This is a genomic window from Sphingomonas sp. MS122 (assembly GCF_049532975.1).
GTDB lineage: Bacteria > Pseudomonadota > Alphaproteobacteria > Sphingomonadales > Sphingomonadaceae > Sphingomonas.
Window position 1 is genome coordinate 3,062,256 of the sequence record NZ_CP186695.1, and the last position, 25,304, is coordinate 3,087,559.

A 25,304-nucleotide genomic window follows, 5' to 3' on the forward strand; every position below is an offset into this window, starting at 1 on the left:
CCTGCCCCCAGGACCATGTTTCCAGGGGCGGAATCTATCACGTTTCGCGGCCGGGTTAACTACCTCTTCTCGCGTAGCTCGCGTTCGCGCAGCACCTGGTCGACCGGCTTGGACATGTCCCAGCGCTCGCGGTTCTGGGCGCTGCGCTCGGGCGGGAAGGTGACGACCACGCGCACGTCGCCGAGCCCCGCCGCCGCGAGCGGCTGGGCGAGCAAGCGGGCGACCGCGCGGCGCCCCATCTCGCGCGCCTGGGCCATGCGCTCGGGGCTGGTCGCCTCCTTCTGCGCCACCGCGGCGGCGCGCACCGAGGTGCGCTGGCTCAGCGCCTCGCCCGCCGCGCGCGTGACGAAGATGCCGCTGGTCTCGACCAGGGTACGGCGGCCCTCGTCGGTGTTGGGCGGCGCGGCGGTGACGTCGGGCGCATCGACGATCAGCGTGCGGCTCTCCGCGTTCCATTGCAAGTCGCCGGGCGCGAGCTTCGACAGGTCGACGAAGTAGCCGACCGAATAAGGCATCTTCACCACCTGGTCGCTGCGCAGCCAGCCGAGCCCGCGAATATCCGAAGCAGTCGCCTGGACCACGCCGGAGAGCTCGGCGACCTTGAGCGTGCCCGTGCCGGTCAGCCGCGCGCTGACGATCTGGGTGACCGGCGCGCCGCCTTCCTCAGGCAGCGTCTCCAGCCGCGTCTCGGCATAGCGGTCCCAGGACAGCCACGCCGCCGCGGCGATCGCCGCCAGCGCAGCGACCGCGACGAGGACGCGCAACGCCCGGTCCGTCGTCATGCCAGCCGCCACGCGCCGTCCTCTTGCTCCGCCACGATCCCGCGCTGCTTCAGGTCGATCAGATGCGCGAGCACCGAACGGCCTGCCGCGCCGTGAAGCCGCGGATCGAGCCCGACATACATCTGCTCGACCATCACCGGGATTTCGCCCGCCTGCTGGCCGAGCAGTCGCAATATCTGCCCCTCGCGCTGCTTGCGGTGCCCCATCATGCTGCGAACCAGCCGCTGCGGCTTGTCGACCGCGTCGCCATGCGCCGGGTAGTAGACGCGGTCGCTGCGCGCGAGCAGCTTGTCGAGGCTCGCCATATAGGCCGCCATGTCGCCGTCGGGCGGCGCGATCACGCTGGTCGACCAGCCCATCACATGATCGCCGGTGAACAGCGCGCCGCTCTCCTCCAGCGCGAAGCAGAGATGGTTGGAGGTGTGGCCCGGGGTGGCGACCGCGGTCAGCGTCCAGCCATCCCCCTTCACCTGCTCGCCATCGCCCAGCACGCGGTCGGGCCGATAGTCGCGGTCGAATGCGGCGTCGGCGCGCGGGCCGTCGTCATCGAGTGCGAGGGGCGGGCAGCCGATGATCGGCGCGCCGGTCGCCGCCTGGACGACGCGGCTCGCGGGGCTGTGGTCGCGATGCGTGTGGGTGCACAGGATCGCGACCACGGGGCGGCCGGCGACCGCACGCAGGATCGCCTCGACATGGTCGGGCAGGTCGGGGCCCGGATCGATCACCGCCACGTCCGTGGTGCCGATCAGATAGGTCTCGGTCCCGGTATAGGTGAACGGCGAAGGGTTCGCCGCCAGGATCCGCGTGACCAGCGGTTCGAGCGGGATCGCTTGGCCGGTTGCGGGATCGGTCATGCGCTGCAGATGGCGGCTCGGGGGCGGTGAGGCAAGTCCGCGGCGCAGCGGAAAGGGCCGGCCGCCATAGGGGTAGCGGCCGGCCCGGTCGGAGCATTCCCGCGGCGATGGGCGTGCCGCAGACCTCCTCCTCCCTCTCGTTGACGCCTGGCGTCAATCCTTGTCGGTTTCGGCCTCGACCTCGCGGATCGCATCGTCGATGCCCTTGAGCGCTGCCGCCTTCTGCGCGGCGCTGAGCGAATCCTGCGACTCGATCGAGCGGCGCGCCATCTTGAGCCCCATCAGCGCGTGGCGCTTGCCCATCTCGGCACTGGCCATCGCCATTGCCTTGCCATGCTCGGCGCGGGCGCTGGCGATCTCGGCGCGGTGTGCGGCCGCCTGCGCGCGCGCTTCGATCCGGTCGGTGCAGATCACGATCCTGCGCTTGTCGCCGTCCTTGCTCTCGATCTTGACGTCGCCGTCCTTGGGCGGGCCGCAGTTGATCGAGGAGACGCTCGGGATGCGGGCGAGCTTCTTCATGTCGCCGTTCCACGCAAAGGACTCGCCGTCGCCGGACCACACGAAGGACTTGCCGTCACCGTTCCACGCGAAGGACTTGCCGTCGCCATGCGTCCCGATCACGCGGACCTCGCGCTTCTTGCCGTCCTTGCCCTTCTCGATGATCATCACACGGCGTTCGAGCTTCTTCGCCTTGGGCGGCTCGGGCGCGTCAGGGGCATCGGGCGCTTCGACCGCGGCAGGCGCGTCGAGCGCCTCGGGTGCATCCGGCGCCTCGGGTGCGGGCGGCGCATCCTGCAGGTCGACGCCGATCGCGTCGCCGACATCGGCGCGCAGGTTCGCCGCCGCCTGGCTGCCCGACGCGGTGAGCGCCAGGCCGGCCAGCGTCAGCGCCGCCGCGCCCGCCACGCCGGCGGTGATCCGCGAGCGCGACTTCCGGTCATGCTTGGAGAGCATTCTCAATCTCCCTTTGAGTTCATTGATGGTATGCAAGTGGCAAGCTGCCGAGACCGCACCCCCATGCGCGGACTTGACGATGGCGCGGCCATAGGCATGGCGCAGCGCCGGGGCGCGGCCTGAGAGCACCAGGGCATCGCAGGCCATCTCCTGGTCGGCACGGAAGGCGCGGAACGCCCGCCATGCGACCGGGTTGAACCAATGGAGCGCGAGCACGACCAGCGCGATCCAGTTGGCAATCAGGTCACCACGCAAATGGTGCCCGAGTTCGTGGGCGAGCGCGAGGTTGCGCTCGAGCGGATCGTAGCGCTCGGAAAAGTCGCGCGGGAACGCGACGTACTTGCGCAAGATGCCGAAGGCGAGGGGGCCGGTGGCCGCATCGGTCTCGATCACGTGCACGCGCCCCTCGGCGACGGTGCGCTCGATCCGCGCACGGTGCAGCAGCCGAGCGCAGAAGCGGCCATGGGCGATCAGGTGATAGCCGAGAAAGACGAGCGCGCCCGCCGCCCAGACCGCGAGCACGATCGGCAGCCAGTCGACCGGCGCGGCCTGCACCGGCGTGTTGGCGATGGTCGCCGCGGAAACCGCAGAGGCCTGAGGCACCGTGATCGGCTCGACCACATAATAGGTGATGACCTCGCTCGCCGCCGCGACCGGGGTCTCGGCGCTCGCGCGCCAGCCCTCGGGAAGCGGGGGAAGGGCCAAGCGAAGCACTGGCAGCGCCCACAGCGCATAGGCGATGTTGGGGCCGAAATGGCGGCCGACCGGCTTGCGGATCGCAAGCACCAGCAGCATCAGCAGCGTCGTTGCGACGAACGTCTCCACAACCCAGGCGATCATTGCTTGATCTCCTTCAGCAGCGCTTCGATTTCGGCGATGTCCTGATCGGTGAGCGCGTCGCGTTCGGCGAGGTGCGCGACGAGCGGGGTCAGCTTGCCGCCGAACAGCCGGTCGATCAGCCGCCGCGATTCGCCCTCGACATAGTCGCCGCGCTCGACCAGTGGGCGATAGAGGTAGCGGCGGCCGTCCTCGTCGGCGGCGATGATGTTCTTGGCGAGCAGGCGGCCGAGCAGCGTCTTGACCGTGTTGGCGCTCCAGCCGCGCGCAGGGGCGACGCGGTCGGCGACATCGTTGGCGGTGAGCGGCGACTCGTCCCATAGCACCTCCATCACGGCGTGCTCGGCTTCGCTGATTCGCTCGCTCATTTCAGTCCCCTTCGATTACGCCTGTAATCGTTTCGACCACATCTGTAGTCAAGTGGCTGAACACTGTCTGAACGGCGTTCGGCGAAAAAGGGCAGGGGAGTGTCGGGAGTTCTTACAGCTTGTAGGAGGCCGAGATTTCGTTAACCACGAGAAGGGCGGATTTCCGGGGCTTCCCGATTCTGGCACGCGGGCTGCAGCAGTTCCGGCACACGACTGTTCACAAAGCCGTGTAACGCTTCAGGGGCGGGCAGCATTTACCGGATGCTGCCCGCCCTGCCCGTTTCAGGGACGTTTTTTCGACTCAGCCGAAAGTGCCGCGCGCCCTCGCCGGGGCAACGAAGGCGGGGACCGATTCCGTCGCGGCACCGGGCGCATAGTCCACCGGCTGGCCGTCACGGCGCCGTCGGCGGCGGAACAGTCTCACGCCGTCCTCTTCGAGCCGTTCCGCGGCGCGGGCGAGCGCCTTGGGATAAATCTCGTCGAACAGCCGCTCGAAGGTGCGCTGCCAGCCATATTTCTCGACCACCATCGCCCGCGCCCGCGCGCCGATCAGCTCGGGACCCTGGTTCCACAGCTTGACGACATTGGCGGCCATCGCGGCGGTATCGTCGACCCGGCCGAGCAAGCCGAGGCCTTCGGGCACGCGATCGGGCATCGCGCCGCTGGCGACGCCGACTACCGGCAGGCCGCATGCCTGCGCCTCGAGCACCGAGATGCCGAACGTCTCGTCCGCCATCGCCGAGACATAGATGTCGGAGGAGGCGAGCGCACGGGCGAGTTCGATCCGGTCCTTCTCGAAGCCGGGAAAGGCGATCGGCAGCCCCTGAGCGCGGGCGATCAGCTTCTCGCGCAGCTTGCCGTCGCCCATCAGCACCATTGCGGCGCCCAGATCCTCGGGCAGCTTGCGGAACATCTCGACCAGCCGGTCGGCGCGCTTCTCGTTGTCGATGCGCCCGGCATAGATCAGCAGCGGCCCGTCGCCGGGCAGACCGAGCGAGGCACGATAGCCCGGGTCGCGCTTTGCCGGCGCGAACATCGTCGTGTCGACGCCGAGCGGCATCACGTCGGTGCGCGTGATCGTCTTGCGCGCCAGGATGCGCTGCGCGTCCTCGCTCAGCGTGTAGACGCGGTCGAACTCGCGATAGGTGATCTCGGCATAGCCATAGGCGAGCGTGCGCATGAACCGCGCCGCGAGCTTGCCTGCCTTCGCCTCGACCACGCGGTGGACATGGGCGTTGGGAAAGTCAGTGCGATAGCCCGCGACCAGCGCCGTCTCGGGAAAATCGCGGCGGTGCTCGATCGCGGTCCAGGGCAGCACCCAGGGGCAGAGCGATTCGATGATGTCGGGCCGGTAATGCGCCAGCAGGTCGCGCACCGCATCGGTGCGCAGGATGAAGCGGTAATTCGGGCTGCCGCGCACCGGCTCGGCGCCGACCTCGGCGAAGATGTGGCGGCCGTTGATTGTCACGCGATCCTCGGGCCCCGGGACGATCTGCAGCAGCTGGTGCGGCGTGTGGTTGAGCACATAATCGCGCTTCTCGCGCAGGTAAGTGCTGATGCCGCCGCCTCCGGCCGGTGAATAGCTCTGCGTCAGGTCGCAGATCGTCAGGGACGCACTGTCCCTCGCCGCCGCGCCGGGCGCGGCAGCCAATGGCTGCACGAACATGGTACGCTACCTCTACAAAACCACGCCTGCATGCGCGGTTGTTACGCGGCTGAAACGCCTTTCTCGTCGAGAAGTTGCGCCAGCTCGCCCGACTCGTACATCTCCATCATAATGTCCGAACCGCCGATGAACTCGCCCTTTACATAGAGTTGAGGAATGGTCGGCCAGTCCGAGAACTCCTTGATTCCCTGGCGCACCGCCTGGTCCTGGAGCACGTCGACGCTCGCGAATTCCACGCCGAGATGATTGAGGATCGAGACCGCGCGGTTGGAGAAGCCGCACTGCGGGAACAAGGGGGTTCCCTTCATGAACAGCAGCACGTCGTTGCTGTCGACGAGCTGCTGGAGGTGGGCCTGGGTTTCGTCGGTCATGTCACTCGCTCCGGATCATTCGTTGCTGGCGGGCACGGCGGTGGTGAGCTGGAGCGCGTGGAGCACGCCTCCCATGCGCCCGCCGAGCGCGGCATAGACAGCCTGATGCTGCTTGATGCGGGGAACCCCGCGAAACGTCTCGCTCACCACGCGGGCGGCATAGTGATCGCCGTCGCCGGCCAGGTCGGTGATCTCGACCCGGGCATCGGGAATGCCCTGCCGGATCAGCGCCTCGATCTCGCCTGCCGCCATCGGCATGGTTACTTCGCCTCGATCAGCTGGCGGCGCGCCTCGACCGTCTGGTCCTCGACCGCCTGGCGGACCGCCGCATCGTCGATCTCGACGCCTGCCGCGGTGAGGTCGCCGAGCAGCTTGCGGATCACGTCTTCGTCGCCCGATTCCTCGAAATCGGCCTGCACCACCGCCTTTGCATAGGCGTCGGTCTCCTCGGGGGTGAGGTTCATCTTCGCCGCCGCCCACTGGCCGAGCAGGCGGTTGCGGCGCGCGATGACGCGGAACGCCATCTCCTCGTCCATCGCAAACTTGGCTTCGAATGCGCGTTCGCGATCGTCGAAGGTCGTCATCCTTAAACACCCCTTGATTGTTTCGGGTGGGAGATAGGTGGGGGAAGGGGGCATGGCAACGGGTCGGCCCATAATCGGTGGGCGCAGGGCTTTGCGCGGCGGCGGCATCGGCTATAGCCGCCGAACCAGCTTCGGGGACTTCGCGCATGACTGCCTTCCAGCTCGACGGATTCGATCTTCCGGGCTTCGTCGCCGCCACGCTCGCCGAGGATGTGGGGGCGGGGGACGTCACCTCCGCCGCGGTGATTCCCGCCGACGCGGTGTTCACCGGCGTGATGGACAGCCGCGATGCGATCGTGGTCGCGGGGCTGCCGATCGCCGCCGCCTTCTTCCGCGCGCTCGACCCGGCGGTCGAGATCGAGCTGCTCGCGAAGGAAGGCGCGCGCGCCCCCGCGGGCAGCGACCTCATGCGCCTGCGCGGCAATGCCCGCGCGCTGCTCACCGCCGAGCGCGCGGCGCTCAACACCGTTCAGCACCTCTCGGGCATCGCGACGATGGCGCGGGCCTATGTCGACAAGATCGCCGGCACCGGCGCGACCCTGCTCGACACCCGCAAGACCATCCCCGGCCTGCGCCGGCTCGAGAAATACGCCACGCGCATGGGCGGCGCGCAGAACCACCGCATGGGGCTGTGGGACGCGGCGATGATCAAGGACAATCACGTCGCCGTCGCCGGGTCGGTGGGCGAGGCGGTGCGCCGCGCGGTCATGGCCGGGATCGAGCGGATCATCGTCGAGGTCGACCGCACCGACCAGATCGAGCCCGCCTTGGCTGCCGGAGCGACTCACCTGCTGCTCGACAATATGGACCCGCCGACCCTGCGCGGCGCGGTGACGCTGGTCGGCGGGCGCGTGCCGACCGAAGCGTCGGGCGGCGTCCGGCTCGACACGATCCGTGCCATCGCCGAGACCGGCGTGACCTATGTCAGCGTCGGCCGCCTCACGCAGTCGGCGCCCGCGGTCGATATCGGGCTGGACTTCGCGCCCGCTTGAGCCTTAGCTGCTGCAAAGGGGAGAGAAGATCCATGCGACCGGTTTCGATCGTCCGTTTCGAGCAGGCCTATCTGGCCTCAGTCGTGCTGTGGCTGGTGAATCTGGCGCTCGGCTGGAAGGCGCGGCTGGGCAGTCTCGAGAACAATCCCGCGTTCGCCGGCAATCCGCAGATGGGCGAGCTGGCGCAGACCATGATGATCGGAACGACGGTGTTCATGCTGATCCTGTGGCTGCTGCTCTGGTATTTCACCGCCCGCCGCGCGAGCGAGGTGGCCAAATGGGTGGTGGTCGCGCTGTTCGGCCTGTCGGTGGTCGGCCTGCCGTTCACGCTGATGAGCTATCCCGTGGTCGGCGTGCTGAGCGTCGTGCTGAGCCTCGTCGCCTTCGTCGTCACCGCCTATGCGGTGTGGATGCTGTTCCGCCCGGATGCGCGCGCCTGGTTCGCGGGGACCGCACCCGAATCGGAGGCGGCGCCGTCCGAATGACGGTGCGGGTGCGGCGTGCGGCGCCGCTCGCTCTCTTGCCCCTGCTGCTGACCGCGGGGACCGCGCTGGCGCAAGCCGATCGTTGCGTGGTTTCCGATCGGCTTCCGCAAGCCGGCAGCGATACGGGGCGCGGGGGACCGCGCCGCGTGGTGCCGGTCGGCGGCTATACGCTGGCACTGACCTGGAACCCGGGCTTCTGCCGTCAACCCGTCCATCGCGGCCAATTCCAGTGCGAGCCGGTCAACCGCTTCGGGTTCGTGCTTCATGGGCTGTGGCCCGACGGACGCGACTCGACCTGGCCGCAATATTGCGCGCCATCCCCGCGCATCCCAGACGCCGAGATCCGCCGCAACCTCTGCGTCATGCCCTCGGCGGCGCTGCAGCGGCACCAATATGCCAAGCACGGCACCTGCTCCGGCCTCCCGCCCTCGGCCTATTTCGCGCGGGCGCGCGGCGTTTACGCGGCGATCCGCTACCCGGACATGGATGCGCTGTCGCGCCGCCAGGGGCTGACGGCCGGTCAGTTCGCCGCCGCCTTCGCCCGCGTTAATCCGGGGATGACGCCGGCGATGCTCCGCGTGCGCGCCGGACGCGACCGCTGGCTCGACGAGCTCTGGCTGTGCCTCGACACGCGTCTCCGCCCGCGCGCCTGCCCGGCGCATCAGCGCGGCCTGGCGGCACACGCGCCGCTCAGGATCTGGCGGGACCGCTAGCCCTCGAGTGTTGCCGTGCCGGGGTGATGGCGGTCGAGATGCCGCTTGATGATCTTCAGGTTGCGCGTGTTCGAGCGGAAGAAGAAGTCCGCCGCGTCGCCGACACCGGGGATCAGGCCGATCGCCCAGTCGAACCCGACATTGCCCGCCATCCGCAGCATCGCGCGCTTGGGCATGCCGAGATTGCGCGCCTCCCAGATCATGTAAGCGCCCATTGCCGCCGCGATCACGTCGCCGCCCACCGGGATCAGGCCGATCAGCGCATCGAGCCCGACGGTCTGGCGCGTGCCCGGGATGGTAAGCGTTCGTTCGAGCAGCTTCTCCATCGCCTCGACCCGCTTGCGCACCGCGGCGGCGTCGCGGCGCAGCGACAGGCCGGCAGCCGGTCCTTCGTTCATCGGGGTCGCCTTGGCCATTCCTGTCCTCTCACTGACCCGCTTCGCGCAGATGCGTGAGCGGGTGCCAGGCGCGGGCGTTGGGCTGCCATGCGCGCAGGCGGAGCGCGACCAGCGACCAGCGCAGCGGCTGTGCGATCGGAATATAGGCGGTGTCCGCGGTGAGCGCCATGTCGGCGTCGGCGATGCGCTGGGCGCGATCGGTGAGGGTGGGCGCGTCGCGCGCCGCCTCGACTGCTTCCATCAGCGGCGCCGGGCACAGGCGGCAGGCGGTGACCAGGTACCAGCGTCCGCTGTCATAGGGCGCGACCGCGTCGATCAGGCGCAGGTCGGCGTCCTCGCTCTCCTGCACCCAGACGGGCCGGAGCCCCATATCGAGCAGATCGCGCGCGACCCGGCTCCACAGCAACGTCGCGCCCGGGCTGCGCGGGAGCGCGACGCGGATCGTTAGCGACGCGTCGGGATTGGCCGCATGCCAGGCGGCGACGCGGTTGCGCGCAGTGAGCCGCCGGTTCTCCGGCGGCAGCACCGCCCATTCGGGCATCGCCGGATCGGCGGCGGAATCGAGCCGGGCGGGAAGCAGCGTCTCGACCGGCTGCCATTCGGGGCGGAACGCCGCGGTCAGCGCCGCGCGGTCGAACGCCATCGCGATTGCCGCGCGGTTGTCGGTGGTCGCGAGGAAGCCCTCGCGCGAGACGATCGCGAACCCGAACAGCCCCGCCGCGGGGTCGACCTTGATGTTGCTCGGCGCGATCTCGGTCCGCGCGAGCAGCGGCCAGTCGCGATAGGTGCCGCCGAGCACCAGGTCCGACTGGCGTTCCACGAAGCGTACGATCGCGCTCGCCGCGCGCTCGCCGCGCAGGCGGACATCGTCGGCCGGATCGGGCTCCTGCGTTTCGCCGCCTTCGCGCGACGGGTCGAAGCCGGGGCGCAGCAGCAGCGGTGCCTGGCCGCGCTCGGCGCGGAACGGCCCGGTTCCTGCGAGCGTCGGGCGGCGCAGGATCGCGAGTTCAGGCTGGGCGAACAATTTGAGCAGGTCGGGCCGGGGACGCTTCAAGCGCACCTCGACGATCCGTGGCGTCATCTCGACGATCTCGTCGATCACCGCGACGAATGGCGCGATCGCGATTCGGCTCTTCGGATCGATCGCCCGCTTGAGGCTGCGCACGACATCGGCGGCGTCGACCGGCGTGCCGTCGGGCCATTCGGCCTCGCGCAGGCGGAAGATGTAGCTGCGCCCGCCGTCGATCACGATCCAGCGCTCGGCGAGGCCCGGCTCGATGCCGCCGCTGCCGTCGAACCGCACCAGACCCTGGGCGGTCGAATCGAGCATTACGCGCGCCGCGAAGTCCAGCTCGCCTCGCGCCGGATCGGCAAGCCTCGCCTCGCCGCCGATCGCACTCACCACCACCGCGACATCGTCGGGCCGCCGGTCGCATCCGCCCGCCAGTATCGCCAATACGAGCGCGAAGGGCAGGGTGGGGCGGAACATGCCCCGGTGTATGAAGACGGGGCGGGGAATCCAACCCCGCCCCGCCATCCTTCCCGATCTTTTCCGGACTTAGTTCTTTTCCTTGTCCACCAGCTGGTTCGCCTTGATCCACGGCATCATCGCGCGCAGCTCGGCGCCGGTCTTCTCGATCGGGTGCGCCGCCGCCGCCTTGCGGCTGGCCTTGAGCTCGGGCTGGCCGGCGCGGTTGTCGAGCACGAAGTCCTTGACGAAGCGGCCCGACTGGATGTCGGCGAGCACGCGCTTCATCTCGGCCTTGGTCTCGTCGGTGATGATGCGCGGGCCGGTCTTGATGTCGCCGTACTCGGCGGTGTTCGAGATCGAGTAGCGCATGTTGGCGATGCCGCCCTCATAGAGCAGATCGACGATCAGCTTGGTCTCGTGGAGGCACTCGAAATAGGCCATCTCCGGCGCATAGCCCGCCTCGACCAGCGTCTCGAACCCGGCCTGGATCAGGTGGGTGATGCCGCCGCACAGCACCGCCTGCTCGCCGAACAGGTCGGTCTCGCACTCTTCCTTGAAGTTGGTCTCGATGATGCCCGAACGGCCGCCGCCGACGCCCGAGGCATAGGCGAGCGCCACATCATGCGCGTTGCCGGTCGCGTCCTGGTGGATCGCGATCAGGCAGGGGACGCCGCCGCCGCGGACATATTCGCTGCGCACGGTGTGGCCTGGGCCCTTGGGCGCGATCATGATCACGTCGATGTCCGCGGGCGGCTCGATCAGGCCGAAATGGACGTTGAGGCCGTGCGCGAAGGCGATCGCCGCGCCGGGCTTCATATGGCCCTTGATGTCGTTGTCCCAGATCGCGGCCTGATGCTCGTCTGGGGCGAGGATCATCAGGATGTCGGCCCATTGCGCGGCTTCGGTAGTCGACATCACCTTGAACCCGGCGCCCTCGGCCTTCTTCGCGGTCGCCGAGCCAGCGCGCAGCGCGACCGCGACGTCCTTGACGCCGCTGTCGCGCAGGTTCTGCGCATGCGCGTGGCCCTGCGAACCATAGCCGACGATGGCGATCTTCTTGCCGGTGATCAGGTTCAGGTCGGCATCACGATCGTAATAGACACGCATTTCGAAAATTCCCTTTCGTCATTCCCGCGCAGACGGCGTCATTCCACCGCGCCTTAGTTCATTGGTGCCCGCATGGGGCGACAGTTAATCTGTAGAGCGGTCAGGCCGCCTCTTTGCCGCGCGAGATCGCGACGATGCCGGTCCGCGCGACCTCGATCAGCCCGACTTCGCCCATCAGCTCGATGAACTTGTCGATCTTCTCGGTGCTGCCCGTCACCTCGAACACGAAGCTCGCGGTGGTCGCGTCGACCACGCGGGCGCGATAGACATCGGCCAGCCGCAGCGCCTCGATCCGGTGGTCGCCGGTGCCGGCGACCTTCACCAGCGCCAGCTCGCGCTCGACATGGTCGCCCTCGGCGGTGAGGTCGTGCACCTTGTGCACCGGCACCAGCCGGTCGAGCTGCGCCACGATCTGCTCGAGCACGTGCGCGCTCGCCGAGGTGACGATGGTGATCCGGCTCACCGCCTTGTCCGAGGTGATCTCGGACACGGTCAGGCTCTCGATATTATAGCCGCGCGCGGTGAACAGGCCGGCGATCCGGGCGAGGATGCCCGGCTCGTTGTCGACGATCACGGCAAGCGTATGCCGCTCGGCTTTCTCTTCCTTGATGTGCATGGGTTCAGACCAGCGCCTTGGCTTCGTCGTCCATTTCGCCGGAGACTTCGGCGGCCTGGAGCAGCATTTCGGTATGGGCGGCGCCCGACGGGATCATCGGGAAGCAGTTGGCGAGCTTCGCCACGCGGCAATCGACGATCACCGGCCCGACATGCGCCAACATCGCGGCGATGCCGTCGTCGAGCTGGTCCAGCCCCTCGATGCGGATACCCTTCCAGCCATAGGCTTCGCCCAGTTTCACGAAGTCCGGCAGGGCGTCGCTGTAACTCTCGGAATAGCGGCTGGAATAGGTCAGCTCCTGCCACTGGCGGACCATCCCCATATATTCATTGTTGAGGATGAAGATCTTGACCGGCAGCCGGTACTGCGTGGCCGTGGCCAGCTCCTGGATGTTCATCTGGATCGAGGCTTCGCCGGCGATGTCGATCACCAGGGCGCCCGGGTTGCCGAGCTGCGCGCCGATCGCCGCGGGCAGACCATAACCCATCGTACCGAGCCCGCCGCTCGTCAGCCACTTGTTCGGGCTTTCGAAGTGGAAGTGCTGCGCCGCCCACATCTGGTGCTGGCCAACTTCGGTGGTGATGATGGGCGCCTGGTCGCGCGTCGCTTCCCACAGCGCGCGGATCGCGCGCTGCGGCATGATCTCGTTGCTGTCCTCGGGGAAGTCGAGGCAGCGCACCGCGCGCCAGCCCTCGATCCGCCGCCACCATTCGGACAGGTCGGGCTTGGGATGCTGCCGCGCCTTCCAGATGCGGATCATGTCCTCGAGCGCATGGCCGAGATCGGCGACGATCGGCAGGTCGACGCGCACCGTCTTGTTCATCGACGAACGGTCGATATCGACATGGATCTTCCGCGCATGCGGGGCGAAGGCGTCGAGCCGCCCCGTCACGCGATCGTCGAAGCGCGCGCCCAGCGCGACGATCAGGTCGGCCTGGTTCATCGCGTAATTGGCTTCATAGGTGCCGTGCATGCCGAGCATGCCGAGCCACTGGTCGGACGAGGCGGGGAAGGCGCCCAGGCCCATCAGCGTCGAGGTGACCGGCGCCCCCGTGATCTTCGCCAGCTCGCGCAGCAGCTGCGCCGCGCCCGGACCCGAGTTGATCACGCCGCCGCCGGTGTAGAAGACCGGCCGCTCGGCCGCCGCCAGCATCTCGACTGCGCTCTCGATCAGCGCCTTGTCGGCCTTGATCTGGGGACGATAGGTCTTGTGCTGGATCGGGCCGGGCTTGGCATAACGCGCGGTCGCAATCTGGACGTCCTTGGGGATGTCGATCACCACCGGGCCGGGGCGGCCCGAGGTGGCGATGTGGAACGCCTCATGGACGACCGCCCCGAGATCCGCCGGGTCCTTCACCAGGTAGTTATGCTTGGTGCAGTGGCGTGTGATGCCGACGGTGTCGGCCTCCTGGAACGCGTCCGAGCCGATCAGGTGCGTCGGGACCTGGCCGGTGATCACGACCATCGGGATCGAGTCCATCAGCGCGTCGGTGATGCCGGTGACCGCGTTGGTCGCGCCTGGGCCCGAGGTGACCAGCACCACGCCCGGCTTGCCGGTGGCGCGGGCATAGCCCTCCGCCGCGTGCGTCGCCGCCTGCTCGTGGCGGACGAGGATGTGGCGGATCTTCTTCTGCTGGAAGATCGCGTCGTAAATGGGAAGGACTGCGCCGCCGGGATAGCCGAACACGACCTCCACACCGAGGTCGCTCAACGCCTCGATCAGGATGTCTGCTCCGCTCTTCTCGGTCACTGTTCGTCTCCCATGAATTTGTCGCGCTGCAATAGCAGCAGGGGAAGGGCGCTGCTATGCGTATGAAAACTGCGTGTCAAGCGTAAAGATTATAAGAATCGTGCGAAATATCCGATCTGTTTGGAAATATCTGTCGAGTCAGTTCGCGGCCAATCTGCGGGCGGCTGATGCCGCAGCCAAGTATATTGGCGTTTGGCATATTGCCGCGTCGCCGCCTGCGCGCGTTCGAGCGCCTCGTCGCGGGTGAGCGAACCCTCGAGAAACGCGGCGATTTCCGCGACCCCGATGGCGCGGCGCACCGGCGCGTTGGCAGGGATGTCGGCGCGCTCGAGCAGCCCGTGAACCTCCTCGACCGCGCCTTCGCCGAACATCGCGCTTAGACGACGATCGCAACGCTCGGCGAGCCAGGCGCGCTCCGGGAGCAGGATCAGCGGGGCAAGGTCGATCGCCTCGCCAATCCCGCCGACGCGCTCGGCCTGCCAGGCGGCGAGGGTGCGCCCGGTCGAGCGCACCACCTCCAGCGCCCGGGCGACGCGCGTCGTGTCACCGGCATTGAGCCGCGCGGCCGCCTCCGGGTCCGCCTCGCCGAGCAGTCGATGGGTTTCCGAGACCGGGAGGGCACGCACCTCGGCACGGATCGCGGGGTCGATCTCAGGCACCGGCGCTATCCCGTCGAGCAGGGTGCGGATATACATCCCCGTTCCCCCGGCCAGCACCGGCAGGCTACCGCGCTCTTGCGCCGTCTTGATCTCGGCCTTCGCTTCCTCCGCCCAGCGCGCGGCGGAATAATCCTCGGTCCCCGCGACATGGCCAAACAAGCGATGCTGCACCCGCGCCTCGTCTTCGACCGAGGGTCGCGCGCTCAGCACGCGCAGCTCGGCATAGACCTGCGCCGAATCCGCGTTGATCACCGTGCCGCCCACGCGCTCCGCCAGTTCGATCGCCAATGCGGACTTGCCGCTGGCGGTCGGCCCTGCGATGAGCGCCACCCTTGGCTTATAGGAGTGCGGCATGTTCATCGTTACGCTGATAGCAGCGGATCGGCTTTCGGCGGGCGATATTTCCTCCGCGCAGGACAAGCTGCGCGATGCGGGGTGCGCGCCCGGCGAAGTGACCGAGCTCGAGGGGGGCAGGGCGGTCGACATCGCCTTTGCCGAGCGCGCGGATCAGGCGCGCGCCGCGCTGGAAGGGGCCTTCGGCCGCGTCGATATCGTCGTCCAGCCAGCCGCGGACCGCCGCAAGCGCCTGCTCGTCGCCGACATGGACTCCACCATGATCACCGTTGAGTGCATCGACGAGCTCGCCGACTATGCCGGGATCAAGCCGCAGATCGCCGAGGTCACCGAGCGCGCGATGCGCGGCGAGCTCGATTTCGCCGCGGCGCTCGACGCTCGCGTCGCGCTGCTCAAGGGGCTCGGCGCCGATGCGATCGACCGCTGCCTCGCCGAGCGCGTCCAGCTCATGCCCGGCGCGCGCGCGCTGGTGCGGACGATGAAGGCGCAGGGCGCCACCACGATCCTCGTCTCGGGCGGCTTCACCCGCTTCGCCCAGCCGGTGGGCGAGCAGATCGGCTTCGACCGCGTGATCGCCAACGAACTGCTGATCGAGGCCGCGGCGCTGACCGGCATGGTGACCAAGCCGATCGTCGATTCCGCGACCAAGGAGACGGTGCTGCTCGGCGCCATGGCCGAGCTCAGCCTCGACGCGAGTGCAACGATGGCGGTCGGCGACGGCGCCAACGATCTCGCGATGATCAAGCAGGCGGGCCTCGGCGTCGCCTATCATGCCAAGCCGATCGTCGCCGCAGCGGCAGGCGCGCGGATCGATCACAACGACCTGACGGCCTTGCTCTACGCTCAGGGCATCCCGCGCGGCGAGTGGATCGACTAGAAACTCAGTTCCGCACCGGCACGCACGGACTGACGCCGCGGCACGCGCCGCTGGCCTCGCCGCTGGATGCGAACGGGCCGACCAGCACGCGGGTGAGCTTGCTCGACTTCACATAATAGACCTGCCGCCCCGGAAAGCGGCCGCCGACCTGTGACCAGAGTTTTCGGGCATTGCCCGGATCGCCGAACGCGCCGAGCTGAAGCCGCCAGCCGCCGTCGCGCACGGGTGCGGGCTGCGCCGCCGCCGGCTTGGGCTGGACGGGACGCGGAGTTTGGCGCGGCGCCGGGCGGACGATCGGGGGCGCCGGCTTCGCCTCGGCGGTCTCGCTGCCCGCGCCGCCCGGGATTGGGCGCGGATAGGCGGTCGAGGGCGGGGTCTCGGTCGGCGTGATCCGGCCGGCCGGACGCGTCGCGGGCGGTGGCGCGACCGACGCCATCTGCGGCCGGCTCGCGTCGCGCTCATATTGGCGCGCCAGCTCGAGCCCCTTTTGCCGGTCCTGCAGCGCGATATAGCGATCCATCTGCGCCTGCGCGCTCGATGCCTGCGCCAGCCCCTGCGCCGAGGCGCGAGCGGTCAGCGCATAGGCACGGACCCAGTCCTTCTCCACGCCATCGCCGTTGAAGTACATCGTGCCGAGCACGTACTGCGAGCGCGGCTCCCCCCGCGACGCAGCGCGCTGCAGCCATTCGGCCGCCTGCATGCGCTTGTTGTTCTCGAACAGGGTGAGGCCGTAATTCTCCTCGGCTTGGGGATGGCCCTGAAGTGCGGCCTTTCGATACCATTCCTCGGCTTGCGCCAAGTCGGCGGGCACGCCGCGGCCGAGCTTGTAGGCTTGGCCCATGTTGAACTGCGCATCGGCATCGCCCGCCACCGCCGGGCCGCGCCATTCGGCGATCGCCTTCTTATAGTCACCGCGCTGCCAGGCATCGACCCCGGCCTTGACGTCCGCCAGCGCGGGCACGGCCGGAAGCGCCGTCGCCGCGAGCAGCATCGCCCATGAAATCTTACGCATACCGCCAGTCCCCCGGTCGCCTCGGCACTGTCTGGATAATGCCAGTTAACCATCGTCTGGCCAAGAAATGCTTGCGCGAGGGTTAAGCACGCGACGAGCCGCGGCGCACGTCGTCGCCGCCACATTAACCGCTTCTTAGCTTCCCACTGGCATCCCAGCGTCGGGCAACCGGGATTTTCAGAGGGGTAGATGCGCGTACTCGCGATGGCATCACAAAAGGGTGGTTCGGGCAAGACCACGCTGAGCGGGCACCTGGCGGTGCAGGCGCAGCGCGCGGGTCATGGTCCCGTCGTCCTCATCGACATCGATCCGCAGGGGTCGCTTTCGGACTGGTGGAACGAGCGCGAGACGGATTTCCCCGCCTTCGCCCAGACCACGGTCGCACGGCTCGCGGCGGACCTCGAGGTCCTTCGCCAGCAGGGCTTCCGCCTCGCCGTGATCGACACGCCCCCCGCCATCACCATGGCGATCCAGAGCGTGATCCAGGTCGCCGAGCTGATCGTCATCCCGACGCGTCCCTCGCCGCACGACCTGCGCGCGGTCGGCGCCACGGTCGACCTGTGCGATCGCGCCGGCAAGCCGCTGCTGTTCGTCGTCAACGCGGCGACGCCCAAGGCCAAGATCACCAGCGAGGCCGCGGTCGCGCTGTCGCAGCACGGCACCGTCGCACCGGTGACGCTGCACCAGCGCACCGATTTCGCATCGTCGATGATCGACGGGCGCACCGTCATGGAAATCGATCCCAACGGCCGCTCGGCGGGCGAAGTGATCGCGCTCTGGTCGTACATCAACGACCGGCTCGAGAAGAATTTCCGCCGCACCGTGTTCACCGCGCCGGCCGCGACCCATGTCGCGTTCGCCGGCCGTCCGCAGGGCGGCTTCGGCCGCCGGGTGGTGAGCTGATGTTCGGTACCGCCAAGCCCGCCGCCTCGCTCTCCTCGGGCCTGCTCGCCCGCAAGGGCCAGGCGCGCCCCGCGATGCGCCCGCAGGGGTTCGTCGGCCTCGATCCGGGCACGTCGCTCGACGATCTCGGCTGGAACGACATGGGGCATGAGGCGATGGCCCATGCGCCCGCCGCCGCGCCGGTCCCGCCGGTGCTGGCCCAGCGCCAGGCGCTCGCCGAGGAATTCACGCCGCCGCAACCCGTCGTGCAGCCCCAGCCCGAGCCGGTGATCGAAGCCGCGCCCGCGCAGGCCTATGCCGAGGAGCCCGCGCCGCGCCCGGTCTCGACCGCCACCGCCGCCCGCATCGGGCGCGAGGTCGCGGCGAAGAAGGGCAAGGCCGCTTTCACGCTCCGGCTCGACACCGACCGTCATCTCAAGCTGCGTCTCGCCTCGGCGCTGTCGGGCCGCTCGGCCCAGCTGCTGGTGACCGAGGCGCTGGACGCGTTTCTCGAAACTCTGCCCGAAGTCGGCGCGCTGGCGAACCAGCTCCCGGCGGGCAAGGCTCGCTGACCAGGGGGAACCGGAGCCATGAACGCACGTCGCATTCTCACCATCACCGTCTCGGCGCTGGTGCTCGGCGCGCCCGTCATCGGCGGTCCGTCGCTGGTCGGCGCCTTCACCGTCGTCGCCAACGGCAAGCTCGTCACGCAGGACAGCCGCGCCGCCGCGAAGGAAGCCAATGCCGCGCGCAAGGCGCTCAAGGGCGGCGACGCGCAGAAGGCGGTGACTCACGCCGAAGCTGCGGTGACCTTCGATCCCAAGAATGGCGAATATCGCCAGCTGCTCGGCGAGACCTATCTGTTCGCCGGCCGCTTCATCTCGGCGGCGCAGGCGCTCAACGAGGCGCTGTCGCTCGATCCGGCCAATGGCCGCACCGCGCTCAACCTCGCGCTGGCGCAGATCGCGACGGGCGAGTGGACCACCGCGCGCCAGACGCTCGAGACCCACGCCGCGCACATTCCCGCGAGCGACCGCGGCCTCGCCATCGCCCTGGCCGGCGATCCCGGCACCGCGATCGCGCTGCTCACCGACGCCGCGCGCCAGCCGGGCGCCGACGCCAAGACCCGCCAGAACCTCGCGCTTGCTTTGGCGCTCGCAGGCAACTGGCAGCAGGCGCGCGCCGTGGCGGGGATCGACCTGCCGCCCGACCAGCTCGACGGCCGCATCATGCAATGGGCGAGCTTCTCGCGCCCGCAAAACGCCTATGACCAGGTCGCCGCACTGCTCGGCGTGACCCCGATCGCCGACAGCGGTCAGCCGCAGCAGCTCGCGCTCGCCAACTCGATGTCGACCGCGGTCGCCGTGCAGCAGGTCGCGGACCCGGTCGAGACCTATATGCCCGACACCGGCTCGGCCGCGGCGGCGGCAGCGCCCGCCACTTCGGTGGACGTCGCGATGACCGGCGAGGCCGCCGCGCCCGCGATCACCGCGCCGAGCGGCAACCAGATCGTCTTCGCGCCGCGCGCCGAAGTCGTCCAGGCGATCCCCGCCGCGGCGGCGAAGCCGGCGCTCGCCCCGGCCCTCGCCAAGGTCGAGGCCGGCGCGCGCAAGCCGCTTCAGGTCCCGGTCAAGGCCGAGGCCGTGGAGTTCAAGCCGGGCAAGGGCAGCTGGTTCGTCCAGCTCGGCGCCTATGACAGCGCCGGCGTCGCCCAGGACGCCTGGGGCCGCGCCAGCAAGCGCATCCCGCTGCTCAAGGGCCTGACCCCGACCAGCGCCAGCATCTCGACCGGTGCCGGCACCTTCCACCGACTCGCAGTGGGCGGGTTCGACCGCGCGGGTGCCGACACGCTGTGCCGCAAGGTGCGCGCGGGCGGCGGCAACTGCTTCGTCCGCACCGGTGCCGGCGACAAGGCCGCGAGCTGGGCCAAGCCGTCGCGCATGCAGGTCGCGTCGCGCTAGACGCGCAACGCCGAGGAAAAAGGGGGAAGGCCGGGTGGATCGCCCGGCCTTTTTCCGTTTCAGTCGATCTCGGCGCCGCCCTTGAACAGCCGCACCGCCTTGCCCTGCACCGGCAGCCCGTCGAACGGGGTGTTGCCGGCCTTGCCCGCCATGCGGTCGGAATCGATTTGCCATGGCGCGTCGGGGTCGACGAGGACGAGATCCGCCGGCATGCCGGGCGCCAGCGTTCCGGCTTCGATCCCAAGCAGTTTTGCAGGATTGCTCGCAACCAGTGCGAACAGCCGGTCGAGCGCGATGCGCCCGTCGCGCACCAGCCCCAGACCCAATGTCAGCAGCGTCTCCGCGCCCGCCATCCCCGGCAAAGCGTCGGCAAAGGGCAGGCGTTTCTCCTCCGGTCCGCGCGGGTCGTGGCCCGAGCTGAGCAGGTCGATCGTCCCATCCTCCAGCGCCGCCAGCGCCGCTTGCCGATCGGCTTCGTCGCGCAGCGGCGGGGAAAGCCGCGCGAAGGTGCGGAAGTCGGTGACGTTGATGTCCGACAGCAGCAGATGCGCCGGGGTGATGCCGCAGGTCACGCGCAGCCCGCGCGCCTTGGCCTTGCGGATCAGCTCGAAGCCGGCCGCGGTCGTCACCTGCCGGAAATGGATCGCCGCGCCGGTCTCCTCGACCAGCATCAGGTCGCGCGCGATCGCCAGCGCCTCGCCGATCGCGGGCGCGGCGGGCAGGCCGAGCCGCGTCGCCGTCTCGCCCTCCGTGGCAACCGCCTGTCCGGAGAGCCCGCCATCCTCGGCATGCGCGATCACCGTCAGCCCGCAATCGCGCGCATAGGCGAGCACGCGCCGCATCACCCCCGAATTGGCGATCCAGCCGCGTCCGGTGGCGATCGCCCGGGCGCCCGCCTCGGCGTTGATCGCGAACTCGGCAAGGTCCTTGCCCTCGAGCCCGCGAGTCGCCGCGGCGATCGGGTGGACCCACAATTCGGGCTTGCCCATGTCGGCGGCGCGCTGGACGATGCCGGGGCCGTCGAGCACCGGCGACTGGTCGGGCATCAGCCCGATGCGCGCGATCCCGCCCGCGCGGCACGCCGCTTTGTCCATCGCGAACACGCCGAGATCCGTGAGGGCAGGGGCAAGCAGCTTGCCGCCGCAATCGATCACCTGCGCACCCGCGGGCGCCTTGGCGACGATCTCGTGATTGGCGACGTAGAGCTCGCCGGCATATTCGCCGCCCTCGGGGCAGATCAGCCGAGCGTTCCGGAAGATCAGGTTCATGCCCAGCCCTCCACGCCGCGCGCGCGGCGCGTCAGCACGTCGAGGCAGGCCATGCGCACCGCCACGCCCATCTCGACCTGCTCGGTGATCGCCGAGCGGCCGGGCAGGTCGGCGACGCTCGAGGTGATCTCGACCCCGCGGTTCATCGGCCCCGGGTGCATCACCAGCGCATCGGGCTTGGCGCGCTTCAGCCGCTCCTCGGTGAGCCCGTAATTGAGGTGATATTCGCGCGTCGAGGGGATGTACGCCCCCGACATGCGCTCGTTCTGCAGTCGCAGCATCATCACCACGTCGGCGCCGTCGAGCGCCGCGTCGAAATCGGTGAAGGGCGTGACGCCCATCTTCTCGATCGCCGCGGGCATCAGCGTCGAGGGCGCGACCACGCGCACCTCGGCCGCCAGCGCGGTGAGCGCGAGGATGTTCGAGCGCGCGACCCGGCTGTGCAGGATGTCGCCGCAGATCACCACGCGCTGGTGCGCGATGCTCCCGCGCCGCCGGCGGATCGTCAGCGCGTCGAGCAGCGCCTGGGTCGGGTGCTCGTGGCTGCCGTCGCCGGCGTTGAGCACCGGACAGTCGACCTTGTCCGCGATCAGCTGCACCGCGCCCGAGCTCATGTGCCGGATCACGATCACGTCGGCGCGCATCGCGTTGAGCGTCACCGCGGTGTCGATCAGCGTCTCGCCCTTCTTCACGCTCGACTGCGCGGCGTGCATGTTGACCACGTCGGCGCCGAGCCGCTTGCCCGCGATCTCGAACGAGAGGAGCGTGCGCGTCGAATTCTCGAAGAAGGCGTTGATCTGGGTGAGCCCGTCGAGCCGGTGGTCGCTCTTGGCGCGGCTGCGGTTGGCTTCGATCCACTGTTCCGCCTCGTCGAGCAGGAACAGGATCTCGTGCGGCTGAAGTCCCGAAATACCCGTCAGGTGCGCGTGCGGGAACACGGCGCGCCCCTGGATCTGGGCACCGGGGCGATGATCGATCGGCGGCTGCATTAAAGCCCGCGGTTAGCGTGGTGGGGCGGGGTGCGCAAGCGCGCTCATTGCCCCGGCTGAGTCCCCGGCCGCGGCGCGGGGCGGGTGGGGGCGTCGAGCACCTTGTCGTACCAGCGGCCAAGGTCGGCGTGCATCTTCGCCAGCTCGTCGGGGTTGAGGTACACCATGTGCCCCGCCTCATAGTATGTGAAGTCGATGTTCCGCTGCAGCGCCTCGTCGAGCAGCATGTGCGAGGCGTCGAACTCCGCCCCGAAGAAGGCGGTGGCGAAGTCGTAATAGCCGTTGACGAACATCACCTTGAGATAGGGGTTGGTGCGCATCGTCCAGGCGAGGTCGAGCCCCGAATTGGGCGTGGTCTGCGGGATGGCGGCGTTGGGCGGCCGGTGGCTCCAGTCCCAGTTCCAGCCGGGGCCTCGCGCGGTCATGCGATAGGGCATCTCGGTCTGGTAGCCGAGCACGCGCGCCGCATAGTCCTGGAAGGTCGCGACGAACGCGCCCGACACCGCGGTCGACGAGGGGTCGTCGCCAGGGCTGTCGGCGTTGGCGTCGGTCATGTTGAGCGTGTAGCGCGAATCGAGCCGCCCGACCGCCAGCCGCCGCTCGCGCAGCAGCTCGGTCTGGAAGTGCGGCAGGTCGATGCGCAGGTCGGCGCGCAGGATGAACGCCTCGCTGAGGCCGATATAGCCCGCCATCTGCCTGGCGACCGCCTGCTTCTCCGCCGCCGGGATGTTCGATCCCTTGGCCAGCGCCGCGGCATAGGCGCCGGTGGTGAAGCCGCGCACCTCGTCGATGAACGCGCGCAGGTCGGCCGGGCGATTGGGCAGGCGGTTATGGTACCACGCCGTCGCCGCCATGGTCGGGAACAAGGTCAGGTAATTCTGGTCATAGCCCGACTGGCGCACGCCATAGTTCATGATCGTCGAGAACTGCACCATGCCGTTGAGGCTGATCCCGGCCTGTTCGAGCTTCGCCGCGACCACCGGGTTGCGCAGCGTGCCATAACTCTCGCCGAACAGGATCTTGGGGCTGCGCCAGCGGTTGTTCTTGGCGATGTAGCGCGTGATCGCCCGCGCGAAGCCGTCGGCATCCTGGTCGACGCCCCAGAAGTCCTTGCCGGTCTTGTCGCCCAGCGGCCGCGACCAGCCCGCCCCGATCGCGTCGATGAAGACGAGGTCGCTCCGGTCGATCAGCGAATAGGGGTTGGGCCCGAAGCCGTACGGAGCTGGCCGGATATATTCGGGGTTGGCGGTGGTCACGCGCACCGGCGCGAAACTGCCCATATGCAGCCAGATCGTCGGCGATCCCGGGCCGCCATTGTAGAAGAAGGTCACCGGCCGGTTCGCTCCGGCCCCCTCGCGGGTATAGGCGGTGTAGAAATAGCTCGCGGTCGGCCTGGCCTCGTCGTCGCGCACGGTCAGCGTGCCGGCGGTGGCGGTATAGGCGATGCGCTGCCCGCCCACCGTCACGCTGCCCTTGCTCACCGCGCTCCGCTCCTCGACCGGCGGGCGCGCTTGCGCCGCCTCGGCCTCGGTCTTCATCGTCTCCCTGGCGTCCTTGGGCGGCGGCGCCGGCTTGTCCTGGGCGAGCGCGGGCAGCGCGAGGAAGGCGGTGGCGAGAAGCAACTGGCGCATGGAAACCCCCGAGTCTGGATGCGGCGCGACGCTGCCCGTTCCGGCGCGCTTGTGCAACATTGTCACATGGATGACGGCGTCAGCCGGTCGCCAGCGCGTCGATCGCCCCTTGCAGGATGTAGCTCGCGGCGAGCTTGTCGACTCGCTCGGCCCGCTTGGCGCGCGAGAGGTCCTCGGCGATCATCTGCCGCTCGACCGCCGCGGTCGACCAGCGCTCGTCCCACAGCAGCACCGGAAGGCCCAGGTCCTCGACGTTGCGGGCGAAGGCGCGGGTGGATTGCGTGCGCGGGCTGTCGCTGCCGTCGAGGTTGAGCGGCAGGCCGATCACCAGCCCCTTCACCTGCTGCTCGGCGGCCAGCGCGGCGAGCGCCGCCTTGTCCGCGGTGAACTTGGTGCGCTTGACCAGCAGCGCCGGGCTGGCGAACGACCAGCCCGCGTCGCACAGCGCGGTGCCGATCGTCTTGGTCCCGACATCGAGCCCGAGCAGCCGCCCGCCGCCGCGCAGGGCCTCGCGAAACGCGGCGCGGTCGGTGGTGATCATCCCGCGCCGCCGAGTCCGAACAGGCGCGACAGCCGCTGCTTGCGGTAGGCCGCCAGCCGCCGCTCGGCGTCGGCGCGGACATTCGCCCAGAACAACGAATAGTCGAACACGTGGTAGTTGTTGCCGGGCAGCACATATTGCCCGCCGATCCCCTCGGGCGGGCTGCCGATCATCAGGATGCCGCGCCCCTCGCAGCGCGCCGCGACCGCGCCCTTCTGGAGCGTGGCGGTCGAGAAATCGGGGGAGGGGACGAGGCTGCCGAGATTGGCGCCGGCTTCCGCGCTCGCGCCCGGCGTCCCGGTGATCGGGTTGGTGCAGATCATCGGCGTGCCCGCGCGCGGCGCTCCGGTAAAGCCCGCGGTGGCGTCGAACGTGTCGAGGATCAGCGACGGATCGGCCGGCTCGCCGAAGCTCTGCCACGAGAGGATGCAGCCGCTCTGGTCGGCGCGCTCGCATTCGTCCAGGCCGAGCCGCGGCAAATCCGCGGTCTTGGACACCGGCCAGCCCACGACATAGGCCGCGACCACGCGCTTCGCGATCGGCTTGCCCGCCACCCGCTCGTTCAGCAGCCGCGTCAGGTGCAGCGCCCCCTGGCTGTGGCCGGCGAGGAGGATCGGCCGGTCGCCGGCTTCCTCGAGGAACTGGTCGAACGCCACGGAAATGTCGCGATAGGCGAGGTCGAGCGCCTTCTGCGCGTCTGCCTGGCTGGTCAGGAACGCGCCGAACGTCGCCTGGCGGTAGCGCGGCGCCCACACCGCGCCCGCGCCGTTGAACGCGCTCGCCTGTCCGCGCAGGAACAGCGCCGCGCGGTCATTGGCTTCCCTGTCGTCGAGCGGCGCGTTCCAGTGCGCGCGGTTGAGGTAGGAGGTCGGGTGGATGAAGAACACCGCGGCCGCCGGCTTGTCCGTCGCGGCAAAGCCCTCGGGAGTCCACAGTGCGGGATTGCCCGGCAGGTCAGGCCGCGCCAGCCACATCCCGGCGCGCGCATAGCTGTCCGCCGGCAGCACCGCCTGCGATTCGAACCGCCCGCCCGGCACCATCGCCTGCCGCAGCAGCTCGGCACCCCAGATTCGATAGGCAAATGTTGCTGCAATCGCGAGCACGATAAGGACCGCCACCAGATAGAGGAATTTGCGCGCCAACAGGCTCTCCCCACGCTTTGTTGTGCAATGCAGCATAACT

Annotated in this window: 27 protein-coding genes; 7 read left to right on the top strand and 20 right to left on the bottom strand. The window is 69.2% G+C overall.

Going from position 1 to position 25,304, the window contains the following annotated elements:
- Positions 1 to 59 precede the first annotated feature (59 nt).
- The 8 genes from ACO227_RS14850 to ACO227_RS14885 form a co-directional block, all read right to left on the bottom strand.
- Positions 60 to 782, bottom strand: coding sequence for a DUF4230 domain-containing protein (locus tag ACO227_RS14850; RefSeq protein WP_423602716.1), 723 nt, complete (start codon positions 780 to 782; stop codon positions 60 to 62).
- The gene (locus ACO227_RS14855) at positions 779 to 1,636 is read right to left on the bottom strand and encodes an MBL fold metallo-hydrolase (protein WP_423602717.1); all 858 of its coding nucleotides are present in this window, start codon (positions 1,634 to 1,636) and stop codon (positions 779 to 781) included. The genes ACO227_RS14850 and ACO227_RS14855 overlap by 4 nt, the downstream gene beginning before the upstream one ends.
- Positions 1,637 to 1,789: 153 nt before the next feature.
- A complete protein-coding gene (locus ACO227_RS14860) occupies positions 1,790 to 3,430 on the bottom strand; it encodes a M56 family metallopeptidase (protein ID WP_423602719.1) in 1,641 nt (546 codons plus the stop codon).
- The gene (locus ACO227_RS14865) at positions 3,427 to 3,795 is read right to left on the bottom strand and encodes a BlaI/MecI/CopY family transcriptional regulator (protein WP_423602720.1); all 369 of its coding nucleotides are present in this window, start codon (positions 3,793 to 3,795) and stop codon (positions 3,427 to 3,429) included. Before ACO227_RS14865 ends, ACO227_RS14860 begins: the two co-directional genes overlap by 4 nt.
- Positions 3,796 to 4,096: 301 nt before the next feature.
- Positions 4,097 to 5,446, bottom strand: coding sequence for a glycosyltransferase (locus ACO227_RS14870; protein ID WP_423602722.1), 1,350 nt, complete (start codon positions 5,444 to 5,446; stop codon positions 4,097 to 4,099).
- Positions 5,447 to 5,502: 56 nt separating this feature from the next.
- Positions 5,503 to 5,832, bottom strand: a complete 330-nt coding sequence (grxD, locus tag ACO227_RS14875) for a Grx4 family monothiol glutaredoxin (RefSeq protein WP_423602723.1) — start codon at positions 5,830 to 5,832, stop codon at positions 5,503 to 5,505.
- A 15-nt stretch (positions 5,833 to 5,847) separates the two neighbouring features.
- Entirely contained in the window at positions 5,848 to 6,090 is a 243-nt protein-coding gene (locus tag ACO227_RS14880; protein ID WP_423602725.1) for a BolA/IbaG family iron-sulfur metabolism protein, read from the bottom strand.
- 2 nt (positions 6,091 to 6,092) lie between these two features.
- Positions 6,093 to 6,416, bottom strand: a complete 324-nt coding sequence (locus ACO227_RS14885) for a DUF1476 domain-containing protein (RefSeq protein ID WP_423602726.1) — start codon at positions 6,414 to 6,416, stop codon at positions 6,093 to 6,095.
- Positions 6,417 to 6,562: 146 nt separating this feature from the next.
- Between ACO227_RS14885 and nadC the strand changes: the two genes are divergently transcribed.
- The 3 genes from nadC to ACO227_RS14900 are packed head-to-tail and all read left to right on the top strand — an operon-like array spanning position 6,563 to position 8,606.
- The gene (nadC, locus tag ACO227_RS14890; RefSeq protein WP_423602728.1) at positions 6,563 to 7,408 is read left to right on the top strand and encodes a carboxylating nicotinate-nucleotide diphosphorylase; all 846 of its coding nucleotides are present in this window, start codon (positions 6,563 to 6,565) and stop codon (positions 7,406 to 7,408) included.
- Positions 7,409 to 7,440: 32 nt separating this feature from the next.
- Positions 7,441 to 7,893 (top strand): hypothetical protein, encoded by a 453-nt coding sequence (locus ACO227_RS14895; protein ID WP_423602729.1) that lies wholly within the window; start codon positions 7,441 to 7,443, stop codon positions 7,891 to 7,893.
- Entirely contained in the window at positions 7,890 to 8,606 is a 717-nt protein-coding gene (locus ACO227_RS14900; protein ID WP_423602731.1) for a ribonuclease T2 family protein, read from the top strand. The genes ACO227_RS14895 and ACO227_RS14900 overlap by 4 nt, the downstream gene beginning before the upstream one ends.
- Here ACO227_RS14900 and ACO227_RS14905 read toward each other — a convergent pair.
- The 6 genes from ACO227_RS14905 to miaA all read right to left on the bottom strand — a co-directional run bounded on the left by ACO227_RS14905 (position 8,603) and on the right by miaA (position 14,937).
- Complete coding sequence (locus ACO227_RS14905; RefSeq protein ID WP_423602732.1) at positions 8,603 to 9,004, bottom strand: DUF4112 domain-containing protein; 402 nt, start codon at positions 9,002 to 9,004, stop codon at positions 8,603 to 8,605. The two genes, ACO227_RS14900 and ACO227_RS14905, sit on opposite strands and share 4 nt — an antisense overlap.
- A 28-nt stretch (positions 9,005 to 9,032) precedes the next feature.
- The gene (locus ACO227_RS14910) at positions 9,033 to 10,493 is read right to left on the bottom strand and encodes an ABC transporter substrate-binding protein (RefSeq protein ID WP_423602734.1); all 1,461 of its coding nucleotides are present in this window, start codon (positions 10,491 to 10,493) and stop codon (positions 9,033 to 9,035) included.
- Between the two features lie 69 nt (positions 10,494 to 10,562).
- Complete coding sequence (ilvC, locus tag ACO227_RS14915) at positions 10,563 to 11,582, bottom strand: ketol-acid reductoisomerase (protein WP_423602736.1); 1,020 nt, start codon at positions 11,580 to 11,582, stop codon at positions 10,563 to 10,565.
- A gap of 100 nt (positions 11,583 to 11,682) precedes the next feature.
- Positions 11,683 to 12,198: an acetolactate synthase small subunit gene (ilvN, locus tag ACO227_RS14920; protein ID WP_423602738.1), complete on the bottom strand. Its 516-nt coding sequence runs from the start codon at positions 12,196 to 12,198 to the stop codon at positions 11,683 to 11,685.
- 4 nt (positions 12,199 to 12,202) lie between these two features.
- Positions 12,203 to 13,948, bottom strand: coding sequence for an acetolactate synthase 3 large subunit (locus ACO227_RS14925; RefSeq protein ID WP_423602740.1), 1,746 nt, complete (start codon positions 13,946 to 13,948; stop codon positions 12,203 to 12,205).
- A gap of 89 nt (positions 13,949 to 14,037) precedes the next feature.
- Positions 14,038 to 14,937, bottom strand: a complete 900-nt coding sequence (miaA, locus tag ACO227_RS14930; protein WP_423602741.1) for a tRNA (adenosine(37)-N6)-dimethylallyltransferase MiaA — start codon at positions 14,935 to 14,937, stop codon at positions 14,038 to 14,040.
- A 22-nt stretch (positions 14,938 to 14,959) separates the two neighbouring features.
- On the opposite strand from miaA, the gene serB reads away from it, so the two are divergent.
- Positions 14,960 to 15,838: a phosphoserine phosphatase SerB gene (gene serB, locus ACO227_RS14935; RefSeq protein ID WP_423602743.1), complete on the top strand. Its 879-nt coding sequence runs from the start codon at positions 14,960 to 14,962 to the stop codon at positions 15,836 to 15,838.
- Between the two features lie 4 nt (positions 15,839 to 15,842).
- Here serB and ACO227_RS14940 read toward each other — a convergent pair whose 3' ends face one another.
- On the bottom strand, positions 15,843 to 16,850 hold the full coding sequence (locus tag ACO227_RS14940; protein WP_423602745.1) for an SPOR domain-containing protein: 1,008 nt from the start codon (positions 16,848 to 16,850) through the stop codon (positions 15,843 to 15,845).
- A 189-nt stretch (positions 16,851 to 17,039) separates the two neighbouring features.
- Between ACO227_RS14940 and ACO227_RS14945 the strand changes: the two genes are divergently transcribed.
- From ACO227_RS14945 to ACO227_RS14955, 3 genes are read left to right on the top strand one after another with little or no spacing between them, the layout of a single operon-like run.
- Positions 17,040 to 17,753, top strand: a complete 714-nt coding sequence (locus tag ACO227_RS14945) for an AAA family ATPase (protein WP_423602747.1) — start codon at positions 17,040 to 17,042, stop codon at positions 17,751 to 17,753.
- Entirely contained in the window at positions 17,753 to 18,304 is a 552-nt protein-coding gene (locus tag ACO227_RS14950) for a hypothetical protein (protein ID WP_423602748.1), read from the top strand. The genes ACO227_RS14945 and ACO227_RS14950 overlap by 1 nt, the downstream gene beginning before the upstream one ends.
- An 18-nt stretch (positions 18,305 to 18,322) precedes the next feature.
- Positions 18,323 to 19,693, top strand: coding sequence for an SPOR domain-containing protein (locus tag ACO227_RS14955; RefSeq protein ID WP_423602749.1), 1,371 nt, complete (start codon positions 18,323 to 18,325; stop codon positions 19,691 to 19,693).
- 59 nt (positions 19,694 to 19,752) lie between these two features.
- Here ACO227_RS14955 and ACO227_RS14960 read toward each other — a convergent pair whose 3' ends face one another.
- The 5 genes from ACO227_RS14960 to ACO227_RS14980 all read right to left on the bottom strand — a co-directional run bounded on the left by ACO227_RS14960 (position 19,753) and on the right by ACO227_RS14980 (position 25,264).
- Positions 19,753 to 20,961 carry a dihydroorotase gene (locus ACO227_RS14960; RefSeq protein WP_423602751.1) on the bottom strand — a complete coding sequence of 403 codons (1,209 nt, stop codon included), beginning with the start codon at positions 20,959 to 20,961 and terminating at the stop codon, positions 19,753 to 19,755.
- The gene (locus ACO227_RS14965; protein ID WP_423602752.1) at positions 20,958 to 21,950 is read right to left on the bottom strand and encodes an aspartate carbamoyltransferase catalytic subunit; all 993 of its coding nucleotides are present in this window, start codon (positions 21,948 to 21,950) and stop codon (positions 20,958 to 20,960) included. The genes ACO227_RS14960 and ACO227_RS14965 overlap by 4 nt, the downstream gene beginning before the upstream one ends.
- 44 nt (positions 21,951 to 21,994) lie before the next feature.
- Entirely contained in the window at positions 21,995 to 23,581 is a 1,587-nt protein-coding gene (locus tag ACO227_RS14970) for a S10 family peptidase (RefSeq protein WP_423602753.1), read from the bottom strand.
- A 79-nt stretch (positions 23,582 to 23,660) separates the two neighbouring features.
- Entirely contained in the window at positions 23,661 to 24,122 is a 462-nt protein-coding gene (ruvX, locus tag ACO227_RS14975) for a Holliday junction resolvase RuvX (protein ID WP_423602755.1), read from the bottom strand.
- Positions 24,119 to 25,264: a DUF3089 domain-containing protein gene (locus ACO227_RS14980; protein ID WP_423602756.1), complete on the bottom strand. Its 1,146-nt coding sequence runs from the start codon at positions 25,262 to 25,264 to the stop codon at positions 24,119 to 24,121. Before ACO227_RS14980 ends, ruvX begins: the two co-directional genes overlap by 4 nt.
- Positions 25,265 to 25,304: the final 40 nt, after the last annotated feature.

Coding starts and splice junctions, on each gene's coding strand:
- ACO227_RS14850 (WP_423602716.1), bottom strand. CDS start 782: ATGACGACGGACCGGGCGTTGCGCGTCCTCGTCGCGGTCGCTGCGCTG.
- ACO227_RS14855 (WP_423602717.1), bottom strand. CDS start 1,636: ATGACCGATCCCGCAACCGGCCAAGCGATCCCGCTCGAACCGCTGGTC.
- ACO227_RS14860 (WP_423602719.1), bottom strand. CDS start 3,430: ATGATCGCCTGGGTTGTGGAGACGTTCGTCGCAACGACGCTGCTGATG.
- ACO227_RS14865 (WP_423602720.1), bottom strand. CDS start 3,795: ATGAGCGAGCGAATCAGCGAAGCCGAGCACGCCGTGATGGAGGTGCTA.
- grxD (WP_423602723.1), bottom strand. CDS start 5,832: ATGACCGACGAAACCCAGGCCCACCTCCAGCAGCTCGTCGACAGCAAC.
- ACO227_RS14880 (WP_423602725.1), bottom strand. CDS start 6,090: ATGCCGATGGCGGCAGGCGAGATCGAGGCGCTGATCCGGCAGGGCATT.
- ACO227_RS14885 (WP_423602726.1), bottom strand. CDS start 6,416: ATGACGACCTTCGACGATCGCGAACGCGCATTCGAAGCCAAGTTTGCG.
- nadC (WP_423602728.1), top strand. CDS start 6,563: ATGACTGCCTTCCAGCTCGACGGATTCGATCTTCCGGGCTTCGTCGCC.
- ACO227_RS14895 (WP_423602729.1), top strand. CDS start 7,441: ATGCGACCGGTTTCGATCGTCCGTTTCGAGCAGGCCTATCTGGCCTCA.
- ACO227_RS14900 (WP_423602731.1), top strand. CDS start 7,890: ATGACGGTGCGGGTGCGGCGTGCGGCGCCGCTCGCTCTCTTGCCCCTG.
- ACO227_RS14905 (WP_423602732.1), bottom strand. CDS start 9,004: ATGAACGAAGGACCGGCTGCCGGCCTGTCGCTGCGCCGCGACGCCGCC.
- ACO227_RS14910 (WP_423602734.1), bottom strand. CDS start 10,493: ATGTTCCGCCCCACCCTGCCCTTCGCGCTCGTATTGGCGATACTGGCG.
- ilvC (WP_423602736.1), bottom strand. CDS start 11,582: ATGCGTGTCTATTACGATCGTGATGCCGACCTGAACCTGATCACCGGC.
- ilvN (WP_423602738.1), bottom strand. CDS start 12,198: ATGCACATCAAGGAAGAGAAAGCCGAGCGGCATACGCTTGCCGTGATC.
- serB (WP_423602743.1), top strand. CDS start 14,960: ATGTTCATCGTTACGCTGATAGCAGCGGATCGGCTTTCGGCGGGCGAT.
- ACO227_RS14940 (WP_423602745.1), bottom strand. CDS start 16,850: ATGCGTAAGATTTCATGGGCGATGCTGCTCGCGGCGACGGCGCTTCCG.
- ACO227_RS14945 (WP_423602747.1), top strand. CDS start 17,040: ATGCGCGTACTCGCGATGGCATCACAAAAGGGTGGTTCGGGCAAGACC.
- ACO227_RS14950 (WP_423602748.1), top strand. CDS start 17,753: ATGTTCGGTACCGCCAAGCCCGCCGCCTCGCTCTCCTCGGGCCTGCTC.
- ACO227_RS14955 (WP_423602749.1), top strand. CDS start 18,323: ATGAACGCACGTCGCATTCTCACCATCACCGTCTCGGCGCTGGTGCTC.
- ACO227_RS14960 (WP_423602751.1), bottom strand. CDS start 20,961: ATGAACCTGATCTTCCGGAACGCTCGGCTGATCTGCCCCGAGGGCGGC.
- ACO227_RS14965 (WP_423602752.1), bottom strand. CDS start 21,950: ATGCAGCCGCCGATCGATCATCGCCCCGGTGCCCAGATCCAGGGGCGC.
- ACO227_RS14970 (WP_423602753.1), bottom strand. CDS start 23,581: ATGCGCCAGTTGCTTCTCGCCACCGCCTTCCTCGCGCTGCCCGCGCTC.
- ruvX (WP_423602755.1), bottom strand. CDS start 24,122: ATGATCACCACCGACCGCGCCGCGTTTCGCGAGGCCCTGCGCGGCGGC.